Annotated in this window: 20 protein-coding genes; 7 read left to right on the top strand and 13 right to left on the bottom strand. The window is 43.5% G+C overall.

The window, feature by feature from the left end; all coding sequences use genetic code 11:
- Window positions 1–6: 6 nt before the first annotated feature.
- On the bottom strand, window positions 7–162 hold the full coding sequence (rpmH, locus tag NNC77_RS06075) for a 50S ribosomal protein L34 (RefSeq protein WP_004351099.1): 156 nt from the start codon (window positions 160–162) through the stop codon (window positions 7–9).
- A gap of 221 nt (window positions 163–383) precedes the next feature.
- Here rpmH and efp point away from each other — a divergent pair, with 221 nt between their 5' ends.
- From efp to NNC77_RS06100, 5 genes are all read left to right on the top strand, one after another.
- A complete protein-coding gene (gene efp, locus NNC77_RS06080) occupies window positions 384–950 on the top strand; it encodes an elongation factor P (RefSeq protein WP_022121096.1) in 567 nt (188 codons plus the stop codon).
- Between the two features lie 63 nt (window positions 951–1013).
- Window positions 1014–2072, top strand: coding sequence for a glycosyltransferase (locus NNC77_RS06085; RefSeq protein WP_254970245.1), 1059 nt, complete (start codon window positions 1014–1016; stop codon window positions 2070–2072).
- Window positions 2073–2124: 52 nt separating this feature from the next.
- A complete protein-coding gene (radC, locus tag NNC77_RS06090) occupies window positions 2125–2814 on the top strand; it encodes a RadC family protein (protein WP_006847571.1) in 690 nt (229 codons plus the stop codon).
- A 101-nt stretch (window positions 2815–2915) separates the two neighbouring features.
- Window positions 2916–3236: a metal-sulfur cluster assembly factor gene (locus tag NNC77_RS06095; RefSeq protein WP_006847572.1), complete on the top strand. Its 321-nt coding sequence runs from the start codon at window positions 2916–2918 to the stop codon at window positions 3234–3236.
- A 61-nt stretch (window positions 3237–3297) separates the two neighbouring features.
- The gene (locus tag NNC77_RS06100; RefSeq protein WP_117587524.1) at window positions 3298–4062 is read left to right on the top strand and encodes a UDP-2,3-diacylglucosamine diphosphatase; all 765 of its coding nucleotides are present in this window, start codon (window positions 3298–3300) and stop codon (window positions 4060–4062) included.
- A 102-nt stretch (window positions 4063–4164) separates the two neighbouring features.
- On the opposite strand, the gene NNC77_RS06105 is transcribed toward NNC77_RS06100, so the two are convergent.
- From NNC77_RS06105 to NNC77_RS06130, 6 genes are all read right to left on the bottom strand, one after another.
- On the bottom strand, window positions 4165–5211 hold the full coding sequence (locus tag NNC77_RS06105) for a sugar kinase (RefSeq protein WP_200756859.1): 1047 nt from the start codon (window positions 5209–5211) through the stop codon (window positions 4165–4167).
- A gap of 75 nt (window positions 5212–5286) precedes the next feature.
- The gene (locus tag NNC77_RS06110; protein WP_118079873.1) at window positions 5287–6489 is read right to left on the bottom strand and encodes an acetate kinase; all 1203 of its coding nucleotides are present in this window, start codon (window positions 6487–6489) and stop codon (window positions 5287–5289) included.
- Window positions 6490–6526: 37 nt separating this feature from the next.
- Window positions 6527–7573 carry a phosphate acetyltransferase gene (pta, locus tag NNC77_RS06115; RefSeq protein ID WP_254970244.1) on the bottom strand — a complete coding sequence of 349 codons (1047 nt, stop codon included), beginning with the start codon at window positions 7571–7573 and terminating at the stop codon, window positions 6527–6529.
- Window positions 7574–7818: 245 nt separating this feature from the next.
- Window positions 7819–8589 (bottom strand): diadenylate cyclase CdaA, encoded by a 771-nt coding sequence (gene cdaA, locus NNC77_RS06120; protein WP_006847577.1) that lies wholly within the window; start codon window positions 8587–8589, stop codon window positions 7819–7821.
- Window positions 8586–9431: a dihydropteroate synthase gene (gene folP / locus NNC77_RS06125; RefSeq protein WP_117694669.1), complete on the bottom strand. Its 846-nt coding sequence runs from the start codon at window positions 9429–9431 to the stop codon at window positions 8586–8588. Before folP ends, cdaA begins: the two co-directional genes overlap by 4 nt.
- A 238-nt stretch (window positions 9432–9669) precedes the next feature.
- Window positions 9670–9963 carry a hypothetical protein gene (locus tag NNC77_RS06130; RefSeq protein ID WP_117694671.1) on the bottom strand — a complete coding sequence of 98 codons (294 nt, stop codon included), beginning with the start codon at window positions 9961–9963 and terminating at the stop codon, window positions 9670–9672.
- 70 nt (window positions 9964–10033) lie between these two features.
- Between NNC77_RS06130 and NNC77_RS06135 the strand changes: the two genes are divergently transcribed.
- The gene (locus NNC77_RS06135; protein ID WP_254970243.1) at window positions 10034–11335 is read left to right on the top strand and encodes a UDP-N-acetylmuramoyl-tripeptide--D-alanyl-D-alanine ligase; all 1302 of its coding nucleotides are present in this window, start codon (window positions 10034–10036) and stop codon (window positions 11333–11335) included.
- Between the two features lie 104 nt (window positions 11336–11439).
- On the opposite strand, the gene pdxT is transcribed toward NNC77_RS06135, so the two are convergent.
- Window positions 11440–12009 (bottom strand): pyridoxal 5'-phosphate synthase glutaminase subunit PdxT, encoded by a 570-nt coding sequence (gene pdxT, locus NNC77_RS06140; RefSeq protein ID WP_254970242.1) that lies wholly within the window; start codon window positions 12007–12009, stop codon window positions 11440–11442.
- A gap of 66 nt (window positions 12010–12075) precedes the next feature.
- Entirely contained in the window at window positions 12076–12951 is an 876-nt protein-coding gene (pdxS, locus tag NNC77_RS06145) for a pyridoxal 5'-phosphate synthase lyase subunit PdxS (protein WP_006847583.1), read from the bottom strand.
- 346 nt (window positions 12952–13297) lie between these two features.
- Between pdxS and NNC77_RS06150 the strand changes: the two genes are divergently transcribed.
- On the top strand, window positions 13298–14368 hold the full coding sequence (locus NNC77_RS06150) for an AAA family ATPase (protein ID WP_254970241.1): 1071 nt from the start codon (window positions 13298–13300) through the stop codon (window positions 14366–14368).
- 210 nt (window positions 14369–14578) lie between these two features.
- Here the strand turns inward: NNC77_RS06150 and NNC77_RS06155 are convergent, their stop codons facing one another.
- From NNC77_RS06155 to NNC77_RS06170, 4 genes are all read right to left on the bottom strand, one after another.
- Window positions 14579–16780, bottom strand: a complete 2202-nt coding sequence (locus NNC77_RS06155) for an outer membrane beta-barrel protein (protein WP_254970240.1) — start codon at window positions 16778–16780, stop codon at window positions 14579–14581.
- A gap of 375 nt (window positions 16781–17155) precedes the next feature.
- Window positions 17156–17872, bottom strand: coding sequence for a DUF5036 family protein (locus NNC77_RS06160; protein ID WP_254970239.1), 717 nt, complete (start codon window positions 17870–17872; stop codon window positions 17156–17158).
- A gap of 182 nt (window positions 17873–18054) precedes the next feature.
- The gene (locus NNC77_RS06165) at window positions 18055–19668 is read right to left on the bottom strand and encodes a hypothetical protein (protein ID WP_254970238.1); all 1614 of its coding nucleotides are present in this window, start codon (window positions 19666–19668) and stop codon (window positions 18055–18057) included.
- Between the two features lie 169 nt (window positions 19669–19837).
- Window positions 19838–20794: a bifunctional hydroxymethylpyrimidine kinase/phosphomethylpyrimidine kinase gene (locus NNC77_RS06170; RefSeq protein ID WP_254970237.1), complete on the bottom strand. Its 957-nt coding sequence runs from the start codon at window positions 20792–20794 to the stop codon at window positions 19838–19840.
- Window positions 20795–20856: the final 62 nt, after the last annotated feature.

A 20856-nucleotide genomic window follows, 5' to 3' on the forward strand; every position in this document is an offset into this window, starting at 1 on the left:
TCGGAATTACTTTCCGTGGTGCTCGTCAGATACAGTTAACTTCTTACGGCCATGAGCACGGCGAGAAGCCAATACGCGACGACCATTCTTTGTTGCCATACGCTCACGGAAACCATGCTTGTTTACGCGACGACGATTGTGAGGCTGAAATGTTCTTTTCATTTTTCTTATTTATTTTTTAATTAATATTCTTCACAAAAGTGCAAAACACGCCCTTTTTGGGCTGCAAAATTACGCATATTTTCTGAAATAACCAAGAAAACTACCAAATTTAGCTTAAATATTTATGTTTTTTTCGATATTTCCTTTGATTTTTCATGTTTTTGCCGTAACTTTGCACTCGATTTTGAGATTATTATAATAACATTCAAGATAAACAAGAAATGATTAATTCACAGGAAATTAAGATTGGTACTTGCATCCGCATGGATGGCAAAGTATGGGTTTGCATCGACTTTCAGCACAGAAAGCCAGGTAAAGGTAACACCGTAATGAACACAAAATTGAAGAATGTTGCCGACGGTCGTGTATTGGAACGTACATTCCAGGTAGGTTTCAAATTGGAGGATGTTCGCGTTGAGCGCCGTCCTTACCAGTACCTCTACGAGGACGCTACTGGTTGCATCTTCATGAACCAGGAGACTTTCGAGCAGGTGCCTATCGCTAAGGAGAACGTTACTGGTGGCCAGTACATGAAGGAGGGTGACGTTGTTGAGGTGGTTACTGATACAACTGATGGTACTATCCTCTTGGCTGAAATGCCAGTGAAGACTACTTTGAAGATTACTCACTCTGAGCCAGGTGTAAAGGGTAATACTGCTACCAACGCTACAAAGCCTGCTACATTGGAGACTGGTGCTGAGGTTCGTGTTCCTTTGTTCGTCAACGAAGGCGAGACTATCCAGATCGACACCCGTGACGGTAGCTACCTCGGTCGTGTAAGCGAGTAATACATCCTCCAACAGGAAGATTGTGCTCTTATTGAGTAAAACTAACCCTTAATAGTAAGAAGAATGAAATATTCCATCATAGTACCTGTATTTAATCGTCCTGACGAAGTGGACGAACTTTTAGAGAGTCTGACTCATCAATCAGAGAAAGACTTCGAAGTTGTCATCGTTGAGGATGGCTCACAGACTCCCTGCGAGGAGGTGTGCAAACGATATGAGCACATGATGGATATACATTATTACTATAAGGAGAACTCTGGTCCGGGCCAGAGTCGCAACTATGGTGCCGAGCGCGCCAAGGGTGAGTATCTTCTGATACTCGATAGCGACGTGGTCTTGCCAGAAGGTTATCTGAAGGCTGTAAGTGATGAGTTGAGCCGTGAGCCAGCCGATGCTTTCGGCGGTCCCGACAAGGCGCACTCATCATTTACAGATACTCAGAAAGCCATTTCTTATTCCATGACTTCTTTCTTCACCACCGGTGGCATCCGTGGCGGAAAGAAGAAGATGGATAAGTTCTATCCCCGTTCATTCAACATGGGCATCCGTAGGGATGTTTATCTCAGGTTGAATGGCTTTTCCAATATGCGTTTCGGTGAGGACATTGATTTCTCTATCCGTATCTTCAAGGCAGACTGCCGTTGTCGTCTGTTCCCTGAAGCATGGGTATGGCATAAGCGCCGCACCGACTTCCGCAAGTTCTGGCGACAGGTCTACAACAGTGGCATCGCCCGCATCAATCTCTACAAGAAATATCCAGAGAGTCTCAAACTCGTGCATCTCCTCCCTATGGTCTTCACCGTGGGTGTAATAGGCACGCTGCTTCTACTCTTCTTCGGCTTCCTGCCATACATGCTTGGCACCGTTCACGTATTCCCAACCTTGGGCAATGCGATGGCAGCATTGGGCAGCATCGGTCTCGCCGGCATCATTCTCTATACCATCGCACTGTTTATCGACAGCAGCAGAGAGAATCACAGCGTGAAGATAGGCTTGCTGAGCATTCGCGCTGCTTTCACACAGCTGATGGGTTACGGATGCGGATTTCTTTCTGCATGGTGGAAGAGATGCGTACTGAGACAGAGCGAATTCAGCGCATACAACAAGACTTTCTACAAATAAGACTTCCCCGCCAAAAGAGAAGCCAATAATAATCTACTAATCAGTTATTATTATGGCAGAGAAACTAACCATTGCCAATTGGGCAGAAGAAGACAAGCCTCGCGAGAAACTGGAGCGCTTGGGAGCCTCAGCTTTATCCAATGCCGAGCTCTTAGGTATTCTGATTGGTTCGGGATCTACTGACGAAAGTGCCGTAGACCTGATGAAACGCATTCTGAAGGATTGCGACAACAACCTGAACCAGCTAGGAAAGAAGTCCATCAGAGAACTGACACAATATAAAGGAATGGGACCCGCAAAAGCCATCACCATTCTTGCAGCCTGCGAACTGGGCAAGCGCCGTGCTCTCGATAAGATTGGCACACGTCCCGACTTAGGCTCATCCCTTGCCATCTACAACTATATGCTTCCGAAGATGCAGGATTTAGATACAGAGGAAGCATGGCTCCTGATGATGAACCAGAACTTCAAGCTCATCAAAGCGAGCTGCATCTCAAAAGGCGGCATTACAGAAACGGCAACCGACATCCGGCTCATCATAAAAGAAGCGGTGCTCAACAACGCTACCATTATCGCCTTCTGTCACAATCATCCCAGCAACAATCCTCAGCCAAGCAAAGCCGATGATGTACTTACCCAGAAGATTGCCAAAGCCTGTGAAATCATGCGTCTCTTCTTTATGGACCATGTCATCATAACCGATGGTGCCTTTTATTCATATCACGATAAAGGTAAATTGTAGTCTATTTGGGGTATATTAGACCTTCTGCAAGAAAAAAACAGCTTTTCTTTTTGTTTTGTCTGCAATAATTATTATCTTTGTAGGCAAAAACAAAGATTATTATGACACAAGAAGAAAAGACAAAGATAGAAGAAAAGATCGTAGATGTGCTTAAGACCGTTTACGACCCTGAGATTCCTGTCAACATCTGGGACCTCGGTATGATTTACAAAATAGATGTGAAAGACGATGCCACCGTAGATCTCGACATGACCTTCACAGCCCCTTCATGCCCTGCTGCCGACTTCATTCTGGAGGATGTAAGAAGCAAGGTAGACAGCGTGGAAGGCGTAAAATCTGCCAATGTGAACCTTGTATTCGAACCGGCTTGGGATCAGAGTATGATGAGCGAGGAAGCTCGCGTAGAACTCGGCTTTGAATAAAGACAAAGCCGTTGAATTCTTCACTCTTCATTCTTCACTCTTCATTTAAATAGAATCGCTTATGAAAAATGTATATTTTCTCTCAGATGCGCACCTTGGCTCATTAGCCATTCCGCATGCCCGCATGCAAGAACGCCGCCTGGTCCGTTTCCTGGACAGCATCAAGACGAAGGCTGCGGCAGTTTATCTCCTGGGTGACATGTTTGACTTCTGGAACGAATATAAATATGTCGTACCAAAAGGCTATACACGCTTCTTAGGTAAGCTCTCGGAGTTGACCGATATGGGAGTGGAAGTACATTTCTTTACGGGTAACCACGATCTCTGGACCTATGGCTACCTGGAGGAAGAGTGTGGCGTTACCGTACATTACAAGCCTCAGACCGTAGAGATATACGATAAAGTATTCTATCTGGCACATGGAGACGGACTGGGTGACCCAGACAAGAAATTCAAGTTTCTGAAAAGAATGTTCCAGAACCATACCTGCCAACGCCTCCTTAATGCGATTCATCCTCGCTGGGGAATGGCTTTGGGGCTGAACTGGGCTAAGCATAGCCGACTGAAACGTGCTGACGGAAAGGAAGAGCCTTATATGGGCGAAAAGAAGGAGTTTCTGGTGCGCTTTGCCAAACAGTATATGCAAGGCCACAAGGATATAGATTACTTCATGTTCGGCCATCGCCACATCGAACTGGATCTGATGTTGAGCAAAAAGACCCGACTGATGATTCTGGGCGACTGGATATGGCAGTTCACCTATGCCGTGTTTGATGGCGAACACATGTTTATGGAAGAATATGTGGAAGGCGAAAGCCAACCGTAAATATAATTTATAGTTGATAGTTGATAGTTTATAGCAGGAACCGCTTTAAGCAAGATTGCCCTATAAACTATTAACTATCAACTCTTAACTATCAACTCTTAACTATCTCTGTATACGTCCTCCTGAAGAAGTCATGTTATTGATGATTTCCTCTTCTGTAACCAGATTCTGATCACCCGGAACCGTATTTTTTATTGCGCTTGCTGACAGTGAGAAATCCAGGCAATACTGGTTCTTGTCGCCCCACTTCTGATGGGCATGAATATAGGCAGCAATAAAGGCATCACCTACACCCATCGGATCAACAATCGGCTCAATATCATAGATTCTTGTAGTATAGAGCTGATCTTCTACAGCATCATAGAGCAAGCCGCTCAAGGTATGATGACTGCTGGCAATCTGATTTCTTACCGCCATCAGCATCTTCTTACACTTAGGGAAGAGCTGATGCATCTTGCGGAAATACTCCAGATAAGCCTCCCTGTCTATCTCGTAGTCTGCATCCAAAGCTTCGAAAGGAATATGAGGCACACCGCTGGCTACCTCCCACTCATTCTGGTCACCAAAGATGATGTCGCTATACTGCATCATCTGAAACAGAACGTCATGAGGTTCCAGGCCATATCCCCAGAGATTCTTACGGTAATTGATGTCGCAGGCTATGGTCAAGCCATCAGAAACAGCAAGTTTGATGGCATCCATAGTTGATTCCATCGCATCACGACTGATAGCACAGGTGATGCCCGAGCAATGGAATACGGCAGCATCAGCCAGCACCTTTTCCCATTTCACCATTCCGCGCTTCAGCGTATAGAAAGAAGAATTTTTGCGGTCGTAAACCACACGGGAATTGCGCATAGCCACAGCTTCTTCGAAATAATAAGTTCCGAGACGTTCGCCGCCACGCACAACATGAGAAACATTCAGACCGTACTCTCTGAGATGCATCAACGCAGCCTCACCCATCTCACCGTATGGCACACGGGTTACATACTCTACATTATCGCCTAAATAAGCCAAAGAGATGGCTGCATTAGCCTCACTGCCACCATAATTGCCAAACATATGATGTCCCTGAAATAAACGTTGATAACCAGGCTTAGAAATCCTAAGCAATATTTCTCCGAAAGTTACAATCTTTGTTTTCATAATTCTAAAAATTTAAAAAGGTGAAGACCATTCACTTATGTTTCTAGTCTTCACCTTATTATATATAGCGTATGATTACTTGTTAGCAACCAACTCCATTGTATCGCGAGCGATAACAATCTCCTCGTCGGTAGGAACTACTACTACCTTCACCTTACTGTCGTCAGTAGAGATGATAGCTTCCTCACCACGAACCTTGTCATTTACTTCCTTGTTAATCTTGATGCCAAGATACTCCAGGTTCTTGCAAGAATCCTCGCGGAGGTCGGTCTGGTTCTCACCAACACCTGCTGTGAATACGATAGCGTCAACGCCACCCATAGCAGCTGTGTAAGCACCGATGTACTTCTTAATGCGATACTCATACATACGGAGAGCCAACTGAGCCTTCTCGTTGCCCTCGTTAGCTGCCTTTTCGATGTCGCGCATATCAGAAGAAATACCTGTAATACCGAGCACACCACTCTTCTTGTTCAGGAAGTCAGCCATCTCCTGTGGCTTCATGTTCAACTTCTCCATCAAGTAGGTAACGGCAGAAGCATCGATGTCACCACAACGTGAACCCATCATCAGACCTGCCAATGGAGTCAAGCCCATTGAAGTATCCAATACCTTACCATTCAATACAGCAGCTACAGAGCCACCGTTACCAATGTGGCAAGTGATGATCTTAGAGTTGTTCTGGTCGAGACCGAGAATCTCGCAAACACGCTTAGAAACATAACGGTGAGATGTTCCGTGGAAACCATAACGGCGTACGTGATACTTCTCGTACAATTCGTAAGGAATTGCATAGAGGTAAGCGTAGTCTGGCATTGTGCTGTGGAATGCGTTGTCGAATACGCAAACCTGAGGAGTGCCAGGCATCAAAGAGTCAACGGCACGGATACCCTTCAGGTGACCTGCGTTGTGAACAGGAGCGAGGTCGCAAAGTTCCTCGATACCATCCTCTACGCTCTTGTCAACGATAACGCTCTCCTTGAACTTGTCACCACCCTGTACGACACGGTGTCCTACAGCGTCGATTTCTTTCAAATCCTTGATAGCGCCGATTTCTGGGTCGAGCAAGCACTTGAACACGAAGTTCACACCTTCCTTGTGGTCAGGCATGTCGTGCATGATCTGCTTCTTCTCGCCGTTAGGCAATTTCACCTTGATGAAAGCGTTATCAAGACCGATACGCTCTACACCACCCTGTGCCAATACAGACTCATCGTCCATATTATATAATTTGTACTTGATAGATGAACTACCACAGTTCAGAACCAATACTTTCATAATGTTAAATGTTGAATGTTAAATGTTGAATGTTGAATTAAGCCTTCTTAGCGTCCTGTGCCTGGCAAGCTGTGATAGCTACCATGTAGTAGATGTCATCTACAGAGCAACCACGAGAAAGATCGTTAACAGGACGGGCAATACCCTGGAGGATAGGACCGATAGCGATGGCACCACCCAAACGCTGAACGAGCTTGTAGCCGATGTTACCAACCTCGAGGTTTGGAACTACCAACACGTTAGCTTTACCAGCTACGTCAGAACCTGGAGCCTTCTTGGCAGCTACCTCAGGAACGAGGGCTGCATCTGCCTGAAGTTCACCATCGAGATGAAGCTCTGGGAACTTCTCCTTAGCAATAGCTACGGCATCCTTTACCTTGTCAATGATATAAACGCTCTTGCCAGTCTCCTTGTTGATAGCATCCTTTGCGCTACCCTTTGTAGAGAAACTCAACATGGCAATCTGTGGATCAGCAATACCTGCCACTGACTGAGCTGTATGAGCTGTAGTATAGGCAATCTGAGCAAGTTGGTCTGCCGTAGGGTTTGGAGTTACAGCAACGTCACCCATTACTACAACGCCATCCTGACCATACTGCTTCTGGTCTGAGATGAGCAACATAGCACCACTTACGCAAGTGATACCTGGAGTGCACTTGATGATCTGAAGAGCTGGACGAAGTGTATCGCCAGTAGTGCTCAATGCACCAGAAATCTGACCGTCAGCGCCCTCAGTCTTGATAATCATACAACCGAGATAGAGGTTGTTCTTAGTTACGAGTTCACGAGCCTGCTCTACGGTCATGCCCTTCTTCTTACGAAGTTCAGCGAGCTTCTCAGCATACTCCTCAGACTTAGGGTTGTTTTGTGGATCAACGATAGTAGCCTTGTCGATGTTGTTAAGACCCCACTGAGCAGCGAGATTCTTAATATTGGCAGGGTTACCGATGAGGATGATGTCTGCGAGATCATCAGCCAAAACTTTATCGGCTGCTTTCAATGTACGCTCCTCTTCTGCTTCAGGGAGCACGATGCGCTGCTTGTCAGCTTTAGCGCGAGCTACGATTTGCTGTAATAAATCCATTTTACTTTTTAATATTTTATATATTTTGTTGTTTCCTAAGTAGATCTGTCAAAGTGTTAGGCGATGTTATCTTGTTTTTCGCCTTTTTGCCACATCGACTTTGCAAAAGTACACATTTTCTTTGAAATAGCAGCGATTAAAATGTGTAAAAAAAGCTAAATCGGGAGATTATTCATATCGTAAAGGTTTACGTAGTAGGAAAAGTGATGAATTCTTCACTGTTCGTTCTTCACTCTTCACTTTACTTATATCATCTCCAGAGTAAGGATGCTTTCCAGTTCCTCGGCAGAGAGTCGAAGTTTGAACTCGCCCTTGATGGCCACGCTGATTCGTCCGGTCTCCTCAGATACAATGACGGCGATGGCATCACTGCTCTGTGATATTCCGAGAGCGGCACGATGGCGGAGTCCCAGTTCCTTCGGAATATCGAGGTTATGACTCACAGGCAGAATACATCCGGCTGCCATGATGCGCTTATTGCTCACCACCATGGCTCCATCATGAAGCGGCGAGTTCTTGAAGAAGATGTTCTCTATCAGCCGCTGGTTAATCTTGGCGTCTATCTCCTCACCCGTATCCATGATGTCCTTCAGTGGAACGCCTCGCTCGATAACGATAAGAGCACCTACGTATTTCTTCGCCATACTCATACACGCCATCACAATCGGCATGATGGTCTCCTTGTTAGCCTCCTTCTGGCTCTCCTTGCTGGAGTGGAAGAAGCGAACCAGCCGGCGCATACCTTTCTGCGAACCTATCTCATAGAGGAATCTACGGATATCCTCCTGAAAGATGACGATGAGGGCAATAACTCCCACGCTCACCAGTTTATCCAGGATAGAACCCAGCAGGCGCATTTCCAGAATCTGACTCACAAAGAGCCAGATAAGCACGAAGAGCATGATGCCCACGAAGATGTTCAGTGAGCGCGATTCCTTCATCAGACGATAAACATAGAACAGCAGCGAGGCTACCAGGAGAATATCGAGAAAGTCTTTGATACCAAATTCTATCATGTGCGTCCCTCCTTCATTGCTTCTATTATCTTCACAGCCTCAGCAGCTTCTTTCACATCGTGAACTCTGAGGATGCTGGCGCCCTTCATCAGAGCGATGGTGTCGAGCACGGAAGTTCCATTGAGCGATGTCGTAGCATCTCCACCCAGCAGCTTGTATATCATACTCTTGCGGGAGATGCCTACCAGAACCGGAAGTTCCATCACGTTCAACTTCTCCATCTCATTATAAATCTGATAATTCTGGATGAGATTCTTGCCGAAACCGAAGCCTGGGTCGAGGATGATGTCCTTGGCTCCCAGGTCGCGCAACTGCTGTACCTCTCTGGCAAAGCCCTTCATCATCGTTTCGAGCGTAGGCTGCACCGACATTAATATATAAGGTACCTTCAGTTCGCCCACCACCCGGAACATTTCAGGATATTCCTCCTGTCTCTGCTCCAGCGGCACATTGGCGATGCCAGTGATTCCACCTTCTGAGACATCGTTGATGATGTCAGCTCCCCACTCCTCGATACACTTACGTGCCAAGGTAGGGCGATAAGTATCTACGGAGACGGCAGCATCCGGTTGCTCCCTGCGAACGATGTCGAGAGCAAACTTCAGGCGTCTTCCCTCCTCCTCTTCCGATACTTCATCGGCACCGGGACGGGTGGAGAAAGCGCCTACATCAATGATACTTCCACCTTCTTCTATAATCTGATTAGCTCTCTGAGCTATCTCCATTTCTGTCTGTTTTCTACTGCCAGAGTAGAAACTGTCGGGCGTAACGTTCAGGATGCCCATCACCTGAGGGGTACTCAAATCCATCAAGCGCCCCTTGATATTGATCGTATATTCCATCGGATTATAACTCCTTAAGCCACTTTTTACCTGGCTTTGTGTAAGTCCAGGCAAGAAAGCTTCCACCTATGATTGTTCCAACCACAAAGAAAAACAATAGTCCATTGTAAACTTCCATAGCTTAATATTTTACAAATCTTTCAACCATTTTTCGCCTGGTTTTGTATATAACCAAGCTAAAAAACTTCCACCGACGATACAGCAAATCAGAAAAAATAATGCTAAATAACTCATATAATCAATATTTTAAAATTTTATTAGCTATACCTGCAAAAACAGCTGTAGCCAAAACACCAAAAATTAATACAGAGACATCACCGACCGTAGCTTCACCTTTCAGCAACGGCAAGAAACCTCCTACCCCAGTCCCCGTAAAAGTCAACTGGGATAAACTGAAGAAATAGCCACCAAGCTTTTCCTTCCTCACTTTCACTTTTTCTCTTTCATCTCTGATGCCCATTCCGACCTCACTTTCTAAAGATTCATCGAATATTTCTGCAAAAATAGAAAGAATATTCGAGATTACCATCATTTTTTGGGAAAATTGTTTGTTATGTCCATAATTTAGATTACTTTTGCACCCAAAATAACAGTTATAGACTATGGATATTTCAGAACTCTATCAGATTTACCAAGCGCACCCAGTGATTACCACTGACAGCCGCGACTGCCCAGAGGGCAGCATCTTCCTGGCTTTGAAGGGCGCATCGTTTGATGGCAACAAGTTTGCCGACATGGCTTTGGAGAAAGGCTGTGCCTATGTGATTGTTGATGAAAAAGAGTATGCCAAGGAGGGAGACGAGCGCTACATCCTCGTAGAGGATTGCCTCACCACCTTCAAGGAATTAGCACGTGAGCATCGCCGCCACTTCGATATTCCTGTAGTAGGAATCACCGGAACCAACGGCAAGACCACCACCAAGGAACTCGTCTCTGCTGTTCTCGGCGAGAAGTTCAACGTGATGTTCACCCAGGGCAACTTCAATAATGACGTAGGCGTACCAAAGACGCTCTTCCGTCTCTCTCCGGAAAACGAGATTGCCGTTGTAGAGATGGGTGCTTCCCATCCTGGTGACATCCGAAAACTCGTGGAATACGTGGAGCCAACCTGCGGTATGATTACCAACGTAGGCCGTGCCCACCTGCAGGGATTCGGCAGTTTCGAAGGCGTGAAGAAGACCAAGGGAGAGCTCTATGATTACCTCGCAGCCAACGATGCCCTCGTCTTCATCAATGCAGACAACGAGCATCTGATGCAGATGGCCGAGCAGCGCAACATCAACCGTCTCATCACCTACGGCAAGGATGGAAACTGCGATGTATGGGGAGAAGTCATCTCCTGCGCTCCTTTCCTGAAGTTCCGCTGGCGCACCGAGAGTTTCGACTGGCATGAGGTTCAGACTCATCTCATCGGCTCTTACAATATCGACAACATGCTTGCCGCCATCACCATCGGTCTTCATTTCGATGTGAAGCCTCAGCAGATAGATCATGCCCTGGAGAACTACATCCCAAGCAACAACCGTTCGCAGCTGGAAGAGACGGCGCACAATAAGCTGGTGGTAGATGCCTACAATGCCAACCCATCGAGTATGGCTGCCGCCATCGAGAACTTCCGCGTGATGGATGTGCCTCATAAGATGGCGATTCTCGGACAGATGGGCGAACTCGGCGAAGTGAGCCACGAGGAGCACCAGAAGGTAGTAGACCAGTTGCAGGCAGCCGGTCTGGAGAATGTATGGCTGGTGGGCGATGAGTTCAAGGATATTCCATGCAGCTACCGCAAGTTCCAGAATGTAGAGGAAGTGAAGGAAGCGCTCAAGGCGAACCAGCCTCACGACCATTACATCCTCATCAAGGGCAGCAACAGCGTGAAGCTCTTCCAGCTTCCGGAGCTGTTGTAAGAAGAACTTTCAGAATGAGTAAAACTATAAAAGCAAAAAGCCTTGCGGGATTCCGTAAGGCTTTTTGCTTTATGATATGGATTCTGCAAATAGAATCCTGAATTTTACTTCTTGCACATATCCAGGAAATACTTATGAATTTCCAGGCTTTCGTTCAGTTCAGGATGAAAGGCGGTAACGAGCTGGTTACCCTGGCGGGCAGCCACAATCTTGCCATCTACTTCAGCAAGAACCTCAGCATCACCCCACACCTCTTTAATATAAGGAGCACGGATGAATGTCATTGGGATATTGCCCTCGATGCCCTTCATCGGAGCCTCGATGTAGAAACTGCCCAACTGGCGACCGTAGGCATTTCTCAAAGCCGTGATGTCCATCGAAGCTATGCGCTGACTAGGCTCGCCCTCAATCTTCTTGGCTAGAAGAATCAAACCGGCACAGGTACCATAAACTGGCAAGCCGGCAGCAATCGCCTCCTTCACAGGCTCCATCAATCCCAGTTCATTCAAGAGTTTCGCCTGAGTGGTACTCTCACCGCCCGGAATAATCAAGCCATCCTTAGGCTGGTTCCAATCCTTCAACTGACGAACCTCGAAACTATCCACGCCCAACTGAGCCAACTTCTGTCTGTGCTCAGCAAAAGCGCCTTGTAAAGCTAATACTGCTATTCTCATAACATACTTATCTAATATAAAAGCCCCTTCTTTTGCAGGAGGGGCTCTTATCCGTTATCTCATTTATTACTTACCTCTTTCAGCCATGAGCAAAGCAATCTCCTGCTCATTGATACCTACCATTGCCTCGCCGAGATCCTCGCTCAACTCAGCCAGCATCTTAGGGTCGTTGTAGTTGGTAACAGCCTTCACGATAGCCTGTGCACGCTTAGCTGGGTTACCGCTCTTGAAGATACCAGAACCTACGAATACACCCTCGGCACCGAGCTGCATCATCAGGGCAGCATCAGCTGGAGTAGCCACACCACCGGCAGCGAAATTAACCACTGGCAACTTGCCGTTCTCATGAACATACTTCACCAGGTCGTAAGGAGCCTGCAACTGCTTGGCTGCCTCGTAAAGTTCATCCTCGCTCATAGAAACCAAGCGGCGGATTTCGCTCTGCATCATACGCATGTGGGTAACAGCCTGAACCACATCACCTGTTCCTGGCTCACCCTTGGTACGGATCATGGTAGCACCCTCAGCAATACGGCGGAGCGCCTCGCCCAGGTTCTTGGCACCACAAACGAATGGCACGTCGAACTGAGTCTTGTCGATGTGATAAACATTATCAGCTGGAGAGAGCACCTCGCTCTCGTCAATATAGTCGATTTCGATAGCCTGAAGAATCTGAGCCTCAGCGAAGTGACCGATACGGCACTTAGCCATAACAGGGATAGAAACAGCCTCCTGAATACCCTTGATCATCTTAGGGTCGCTCATACGTGAAACACCACCTGCTGCACGGATATCAGCTGGAATACGTTCCAGCGCCATTACTGCGCATGCACCTGCTGCCTCTGCGATTTTTGCCTGTTCTGGAGTTGTTACGTCCATAATCACACCACCCTTGAGCATCTGAGCCAAGTTGCGGTTCAATTCTTGTCTATTTTCTGCCATAATTCTTATATTTTTATTCAATTACGGCTGCAAAGGAAACATTTTTCAGCGAAATAGCAGAAAAATGTTCCATTTTCTGCAAACATTGAGTCATTTTGTATAAAGAGAGATTCGCAAATATATAAGAGATATTCCTGAATATATAAAGCAGTACACAGATAGAAAAGATTTCTCTTCCACGCAGATAACGGACAATCTCTTTTCAGCTCAGGAGAGATTATTTATCCACGGACGATCTTTCCTGAGTAGAAAATTGTTAAACAATAATAATTTAAGGCTGTTTATCTTCTAAGCATCTTTATTTTTCGTATCTTTGCGAAAAGTTTCGTTACGAAAAATTTCGATTATGGAAAATCCGTTTAAATTTGGCTCATTAGTTGATGCCCCATACTTTACAGACAGAGTTAAAGAACTGGACTACATCGTACAGTTTCTCAAGAGCGAGAACCATCTCGTTCTTATGTCACCACGACGTTTTGGCAAATCAAGCCTCGTTAAAAAGGCTGTTGTCCAAACCCAGCGACCATACCTATGGCTCAATATGCAAGCCGTGCTCAGCAAAGAAGACTTTGCGGCAAAGCTTCTGAAGGAACTGCTCAATCAATTCAAACTGGAAAAGATGAAGCACTATCTTCGTAACTTCCGCATCATTCCTTCTATCAACATGAACCCGATGACAGACGAGATATCGGTTTCATTCCAACCATCAACCGACAATGGAACAACCGCAATAGAAGATGTTTTAAATACAATTCAGAAGGTATCTACACCTCAAAACAAACTGATTGTTGTCCTGGACGAGTTTCAAAGCATCCTGGAAATCGATAAAAACATGGACAAACAGCTCCGTTCTATCATGCAGGAACAGACAGGCATCAATTACATCTTTCTGGGCAGTCAGGAATCGATGATGACTGATATCTTTGAACGGGTGAAATCGCCATTCTATCATTTTGGAATGCTGATGAGACTCAACAAGATCCCATACGAAGATTTCAAGTCATATATTACAGACAGATTAGGAGATGTAGCAGAGCAGGCTGCTCATATTGCAGACGAGATACTAGCCTTTACAAGTTGCCATCCATACTACACGCAACAGCTTTCATTCGCAGTTTGGAATAACCTGGTAGCTGGTAAATACGAGGATGTACTCCAACTCGCCATAGAAGACATCATAACGACTCATGATTTAGACTACGAACGTTTATGGCTGAATTTCAATAAGACAGACAAGTATGTTATGGTCAGTATCTGCGAGGGCAACAATCCTGCACAAGACAGGAACCAACCTACCAGCACAATGACAAGTGCTTTATTGCGTTTAAGCAAGAAAGGTTACATCATCCGAAGTGACAGATATGAAATAGAAGACCCATTCTTCAGGAAATGGATACTCAAGAACATGATTGAGTAAGATTATATACAGAGAAATCGCCAGCAAAGCTTTTTTACAGCTTTGCTGGCGATTCTGCAAAAGAGATTTATCTATGTGTTAACAAAACAAACTCGCTCCAAATTGGACTTTGATTGGATATCAAGAAGTTTCAACTCTATATTATCTGATTTTTTCCTTTTTATTCCATATCAAACGCCTTTTAGTTTTATTAGAAAACCAAAGAAAAGTCTATTCTTTCGGAATACCAAGTCGCTCCATTTCTACCTCAGCTGATGTTTGATTTTCTCTTTCTTTTATCTTATGGAAACGATATGTTAACGTCAATCCTACTTTTCGAGTTTCATACTTTGTATTAAAACTAGATTTAACATTATAAATCTGCCTACAAGCACGATTTCTATCTCCATTAAAAATATCATACCCATCTAATGATAACCGCAATCTATCGTTCAAGAAAGATTTTTTGATACTCAAATTGACAGAAGAAGATGATTTTACATTTATCGACTCCATGTATCCACCCCAGACTTGTTGCCAAGACAGAGAGAGCAGAAAATGCTTAGGAAGCTTGAAATCATTATCAAAATTAAGAATTGTCGACGGATGTCCATCATGAAATGTTGTTCCATCAATACCCGGATAATGCATAATTGACTTCTGAAAGAATCCCGTCAACGATGCAGTATAGCATTTATAGGTCTTACGCCAATTCAACATCGCCGACAATGCTTGACGATGCGACAAATTATTTTGTGACGAAACCGTTACTGCCGAATTACCTTCCAAAGAATAAATCACCGGCAATAATGGACGATATATATAATCATAATTTAATGTAAGAAACAAAGACTTATACATCAACAGATAAGACAAGCTATGAGTGATGGCTGTCTTCAACTGGCTATTACCCTTAGATTGCTCATAACGGTTCACATACGTCACATTATCATTCATATCTGCATAATTAGCCCGCTCTGTTCCTACCGAATAGCTAAGATTCTGCACCAACAATCCATGACTATAGCTTAGGGTTACCGATGGCAAGAATGTATTATCACTATGCGCCTCTATCACAGACGCCTTTTCATTCTTCCGACGGGAATATAGATTTTGATAACGTATTCCTGTATTCAAGGAAAAGTCCCCCAAGGGTAATTCGTAGTTGATAAATACAGCATTTTTAACTTCCTTATTCTCAAAGCGACCATCGAACTTCAACCGTTCATAATCTATCTTGTCTATTCCCTCACTATAGCTGAAATCATATCCCATACCCAAAGTGCCCCACTTTCCCAAATCATGGGTAGCATGGAAATTAGAAGCCAGGACATTCCATTTAGAATGTCCCATATATGAAACCTCTGAACTCGTATCTATATGATTTTCCTTTAAAGAAGAATTAGTGTCCGATGATTTAGAAATATAATCCATTACTACACTCACGTGCCAGGCATGAATCAAACTTGCATCATAATACATATTGACATGATGCGTAAGGAGACTGTTTTTGGATTTATTTTTATCAAAGAGATAAAATGCTGTTCCTGCATTTGGCACTACACTAAATGTATCCCGAGTCTCAACCTTTCCATCCGTGTACATTCCACTATAAAGCATTCCTAGTTCTGATTTATCAGACAGATGATAAGTCATACCAGCAGAATAAGTATGACTACCGGAATGCGTCAAGCTTTCAATATGTTGCATTTTATTCCAAATGGTATCAGCTAATACCTGTTTATCATAATCAGAACTTTCGGAAGCATTATTTCTCCTATAGTAATACTTACCATACAAATCAAATTTTCCAGAATTGTATGTTGAAGAGAAACCTGTTTTATGAGCCAAATGCTTTGCCTGAGTGATATTTCCGATGGCATTAAAAGCCACACCATCTCCTAAAATCTTAGTTTTTATATCAATCACAGGTGAACCCGATGTGTCATAATCCGCCTCTGGCATAGCAACGATTTTTAAAGATTTGATTTGATCAACCGGTAAGTTATCGATAAGACTTTGATCTCTCACCTTACGCCCATTTAAATAATAGACCGGTGCTCCCTTACCCAACACATTGAACGAATTCCCTACATGTAAGACACCAGGAACCTTACCAATCAGTTCATATATATCATTCTGATGATTAAGAATAGAATCATGCTCTACGTCTACGAGTAAATTATGACCAGACAACTTTATATTTTTGCGATGAGCTATCACCTCTACATCAGATAGAGAGATTACAGTAGAATCCGAGATACCGGTCATGTTTTTGGCAACAACGCTACTATCAGAATCAAGGATAGCAATGTTTGCAGGAACATCACCTTTGTTAGCTCCCATATCCCTTGCTATTATATTCTTAGCTTGCAACAGAAGCGCACCAAAGAACAACATGGATATATTTATAAAAAATCTCTTAACAACCATATTAATATAACCTTTAAGTTTAAAGAATCACCTTTGTCATTTACTGAGTCCACTTAAAAAAGTAAGGCTTGTTGAAAGTAGGCTCAGTAAATTAAAATGATCTCGGTGCAAAAATACCGAAAATTGCTCAAACCGCCAAACGTTTTACATCATTTCTCACATAATATTTATAACCCAGTTTATTATGTAAAAATGATGTAGGTTTGCTATTCTTCCGGAATACCAAATATCCAATGATTCACAATGGGAATTTTATAGAAATTAGAACTTTTTGTTTATATGCGTATGGAATATACTAACCCACCACTGGATACAGCAACACTTTTAGCCAATCTTCAAAATGAGCATCATGGGAAATCCGTTGTTAAACATAAGCTAAAGATTGACATCAAATGTCACTTTAGTATACACATTGCCTTTGCGTAGATATATCGAATATTTGCCATAAGGCCCATAGAGTTCATTTGGAGACTTACGCAAAGCCACTTTCAAATGTCCATTAGACAGCCTTATTGCAAAGTCTTCACTCTTTCCGAAAAAACAATATTCTTCTGCACCAAGAGCATCAAACGACAATTGGTCGTCTAGTCCAAACAAGTTACCTATGTTAGTATCTTTTTGAGGCAATTCATTTTCATTAGACAAAGACGACATATATTCTACGACAGCGCCAATCTTGCCAGTTTCTTTCTCTAAGAAAGAAGATACCACAAACTGATAATATTTGCATCCTATCTCATATGCATTCTTATGAGAAGGAAAAGTCAAAACATTTTCGGTATTACAACATGCATACCGGTGATTTGGCAATACGCTTGTTTCGTTTGACAAGTTATCCAAATTTGGCATCGTCTTACTCGGGAAACTTGAAGAGATTCCCAAATCAACTACTTGCCAACTGTCAGACCGGAAATTTATCGAGCCGTTTATATAAACTCCCGTTTCACCTAACAGGGTCTTGCCATGATTCTCATCGAGCATATTCAGTGAGGTAAAAGATACCTGTGAAGTTTCATCTTCACTGCAACTTGTAGCAAACAGAGTAATGCACAAACTCAATGCCAACAAAACAAACATTTTTACTTTCTTCATAACCTTGCCATTTTAATTGTTATTAATCACAGCTGCAAAATTATCCGTTTTTCCAATACATTCCTAATAAACCAGGTCTATTTCTTTAACATCGAACATATTGCATATAATTCTAAGCTCCAAACACTTACAGTTGCCGCCTTGATTTTCGAGGTCTAAAAAGCTGTATATAGTCCCTATCTCTAGAAGTTTTCTATATAATTACGAAGCGAAAAATGCTCATTTTTAATGCCTACCTTATCCTTATACAAGAACAACTTTTGCTTGATAGCTTTCTCGCTCACACAATAGATAGAAGCCAACGCTTTTTGCGACAGCTTTAAACGCAACAGCATCATTAGACGTAAATCGGTCTTAGATAAATTCGGATGTTTTTGCTTGAGTCGTTTTACAAATAGGTTTTCCACACTATTTAAAAACACCTCCAATTCGTCCCAATCACTCTCCGACAACACTATATGCTTATTCTCATTTGGAACTATCGAATTTAATTTTTCTACAACATCTATTTTCTTTTGTAAATAATTACGCATCACAGATAGTTGAATCTCTTTATGCGAAAGTTCCTCTTGGTGTATTTTTTCCTGCATTTGTTGCTTTTGGAGAAGAACCTCTCTTTCATGCTCCATACGTAGTTTTATCTGGTGCTTATATGATTTATAAACATATAAAATAAATATGACTACTATAAAACACAATAAGACTATCAAACTAAATACCCACTGCTGCATTTCTGCTTTACCTCGCATTTTAGCTCTTTCACTTTCCTTTTTCAAAAAGGATGTATAATAAGCAGCCTTACCTTGTAATGCAGTTCGATACATATCCTCCAAATAATGGTACGCCGAATCGCTAAAACTTTTAGCAGACTTGAAATCATGCGCTTTCATAGCAGCTTGACTTTGAAAATAAAACACAGAATAGCGGTCTTCTGCCGTTTTTGGCATTGCTTGGTTTAATAAACTAAAGGCTTGGTTTAATGAATCTACAGAGATATAAGCAGAAGCAAATGTCAACAGACAAGAAAATCTATTTGCTGCATTCAAGTCATAAGCCAATCGTGCATAATATAAACAACTATCTTTTTCACCTATCTCCTCAAATGTACTAGCTAGATTTTGCCTTACATAAGACAACAAGTTGCTATCGCCAGCTTTCATTGCCATTCTATATGCTTTTCTCTCTTCTTCTAAAGCATGCTGCAAGCTATCAACATAAAAGAAGTTCTCACCCAATCTCAAACGTGCTGCCACCTTATTATATATAGTAACATTTGCCATAGAGTCATACATCTTCACCAAAGCTTTAGCATAGTTCAAAGCTTTGTAAGGTGCCAGCTGTTCTTCTACTTCAATCAGCTTATCCAATGCCAAGCATTTTAAATTCATATTATGGAGGCTGTCAGATATGGAATACGACTTTTCCAGGCAACTCTTTGCCTGCTCCATACTATCATTCAGCAGAAAGCATGTTCCCATATAATATAAGGATGAAGCATAAAGAGAATCTTCTTGGTGACCCTCATACCAATCATACGCTATGCGAATCAAAGAATCGTTATCCACATCCAAACCCGACTTATCTTGTGCCATATAATAAATGAGGGCATACTTCGCCATATCTTTATCTGAGAGTTTACCTTGATTGATACGGTTCAAAAAGGCCAAGGCACTATCTGGCTTAGACTCTGCCAACGTATAAGCTAAGTCTAACTCTCTCTTATGACTTTGATGACATGATACCAACACCGAAAGCATCATAAAAAACAATATCGTAAACGAAATACTTCTTCCCATATTTAGTATAATTACATTCTGGGCGCAAAAATACAAAATATTTTTCAATAATAGAACTAAATAGGGTCTAAAATACAAAGTCTGCAGAAAAGCACAACACAACTGATTATCAGGTATATATATAATATTTATAACAAAAGAGGGTCTAAATAATAGTCGTATTTTCGCATTACCAACCTTTCTGCCTGAAAGCAGAAGGCGTTACCCCTCTCATCTTCTTGAAGAACTTGGTGAGATGAGCCTGCGATGAGAAGCCGAAGGTGTTGGCTATTTCCTGAACCGTATGCGTGGTGGTAGAAAGCTCGCGCTCTATCTCCTTCACGATGTATTCATCGATGATTGCCTTCGGCGTCTTGCCGGAGATGCGGCGGGTAACCTGCGCCAGATAACGGCCACTCACATTCAACTGGTCGGCATAGAAATGAACATCACTGTAAGTGCGGCAGAAGTTATTGACCTGCGAGATAAACTGGTTGTAGAGTTCGGAACTCCTGCCCTGCAGATTGCTCTGGCGCACGAGTTCTACATTGATGAAATCCTGCGCCATCGCCAGTGCCTCCCCCATCTTCTTGCCCTGATTCAGATAAACGGCAAGAGCTGAAGAAAAACGGTTGATGAGACCATGCGAATTGGCATTGTCGAGGCGATAGATCCGGAGCCCCTGCTTCTCGGCAAGGCTCAGCAGTTTGGAATTCTGAAGAATGATGTCGCTCTCCTTCTTCCTCGCCACAACTACCGAGCAGAGCGGCAGCAGACGGTATTTGATCTGGCTCACCACATCTTCCGTCATCAGCGCATCGCCCTGGCTCGACCAGATGGCAGGGGCATAGATGATATGGGCAGGACGGTACCTGGTCAGGGCATCGATGACCACATTCAGCGTCTCCACCCTGCGTATCATACCAATCTTCACTATATCAGGCTGCACATCGTTCATGATAGCCTCTATCTGCCCCGAAACAATCTCGGCAGGAATATCGAAGAACTCCTGAATACCGAGCGTATTCTGCACAGTGATGCTGGTTATTGCCGAAACAGCATAACCGCCCAACTCGGCAATCGTCCTGATGTCCGCCTGCACACCAGAGCCTCCGGTGCTGTCTGAACCTGTAATCGTTAATATCATATCCTTAAACTTTGAACCCGATGATAAGTTTGAGGGCAAAGATACAAAAAAAAGAGCGAATA

It is taken from the genome of Segatella copri, from assembly GCF_024330485.1.
Taxonomy (GTDB): domain Bacteria; phylum Bacteroidota; class Bacteroidia; order Bacteroidales; family Bacteroidaceae; genus Prevotella; species Prevotella copri_L.

Bases quoted from the DNA above. Each gene is read 5' to 3' on its own strand.
- rpmH (WP_004351099.1), bottom strand. From the start codon at position 162: ATGAAAAGAACATTTCAGCCTCACAATCGTCGTCGCGTAAACAAGCAT.
- efp (WP_022121096.1), top strand. From the start codon at position 384: ATGATTAATTCACAGGAAATTAAGATTGGTACTTGCATCCGCATGGAT.
- NNC77_RS06085 (WP_254970245.1), top strand. From the start codon at position 1,014: ATGAAATATTCCATCATAGTACCTGTATTTAATCGTCCTGACGAAGTG.
- radC (WP_006847571.1), top strand. From the start codon at position 2,125: ATGGCAGAGAAACTAACCATTGCCAATTGGGCAGAAGAAGACAAGCCT.
- NNC77_RS06095 (WP_006847572.1), top strand. From the start codon at position 2,916: ATGACACAAGAAGAAAAGACAAAGATAGAAGAAAAGATCGTAGATGTG.
- NNC77_RS06100 (WP_117587524.1), top strand. From the start codon at position 3,298: ATGAAAAATGTATATTTTCTCTCAGATGCGCACCTTGGCTCATTAGCC.
- NNC77_RS06105 (WP_200756859.1), bottom strand. From the start codon at position 5,211: ATGAAAACAAAGATTGTAACTTTCGGAGAAATATTGCTTAGGATTTCT.
- NNC77_RS06110 (WP_118079873.1), bottom strand. From the start codon at position 6,489: ATGAAAGTATTGGTTCTGAACTGTGGTAGTTCATCTATCAAGTACAAA.
- pta (WP_254970244.1), bottom strand. From the start codon at position 7,573: ATGGATTTATTACAGCAAATCGTAGCTCGCGCTAAAGCTGACAAGCAG.
- cdaA (WP_006847577.1), bottom strand. From the start codon at position 8,589: ATGATAGAATTTGGTATCAAAGACTTTCTCGATATTCTCCTGGTAGCC.
- folP (WP_117694669.1), bottom strand. From the start codon at position 9,431: ATGGAATATACGATCAATATCAAGGGGCGCTTGATGGATTTGAGTACC.
- NNC77_RS06130 (WP_117694671.1), bottom strand. From the start codon at position 9,963: ATGATGGTAATCTCGAATATTCTTTCTATTTTTGCAGAAATATTCGAT.
- NNC77_RS06135 (WP_254970243.1), top strand. From the start codon at position 10,034: ATGGATATTTCAGAACTCTATCAGATTTACCAAGCGCACCCAGTGATT.
- pdxT (WP_254970242.1), bottom strand. From the start codon at position 12,009: ATGAGAATAGCAGTATTAGCTTTACAAGGCGCTTTTGCTGAGCACAGA.
- pdxS (WP_006847583.1), bottom strand. From the start codon at position 12,951: ATGGCAGAAAATAGACAAGAATTGAACCGCAACTTGGCTCAGATGCTC.
- NNC77_RS06150 (WP_254970241.1), top strand. From the start codon at position 13,298: ATGGAAAATCCGTTTAAATTTGGCTCATTAGTTGATGCCCCATACTTT.
- NNC77_RS06155 (WP_254970240.1), bottom strand. From the start codon at position 16,780: ATGGTTGTTAAGAGATTTTTTATAAATATATCCATGTTGTTCTTTGGT.
- NNC77_RS06160 (WP_254970239.1), bottom strand. From the start codon at position 17,872: ATGAAGAAAGTAAAAATGTTTGTTTTGTTGGCATTGAGTTTGTGCATT.
- NNC77_RS06165 (WP_254970238.1), bottom strand. From the start codon at position 19,668: ATGGGAAGAAGTATTTCGTTTACGATATTGTTTTTTATGATGCTTTCG.
- NNC77_RS06170 (WP_254970237.1), bottom strand. From the start codon at position 20,794: ATGATATTAACGATTACAGGTTCAGACAGCACCGGAGGCTCTGGTGTG.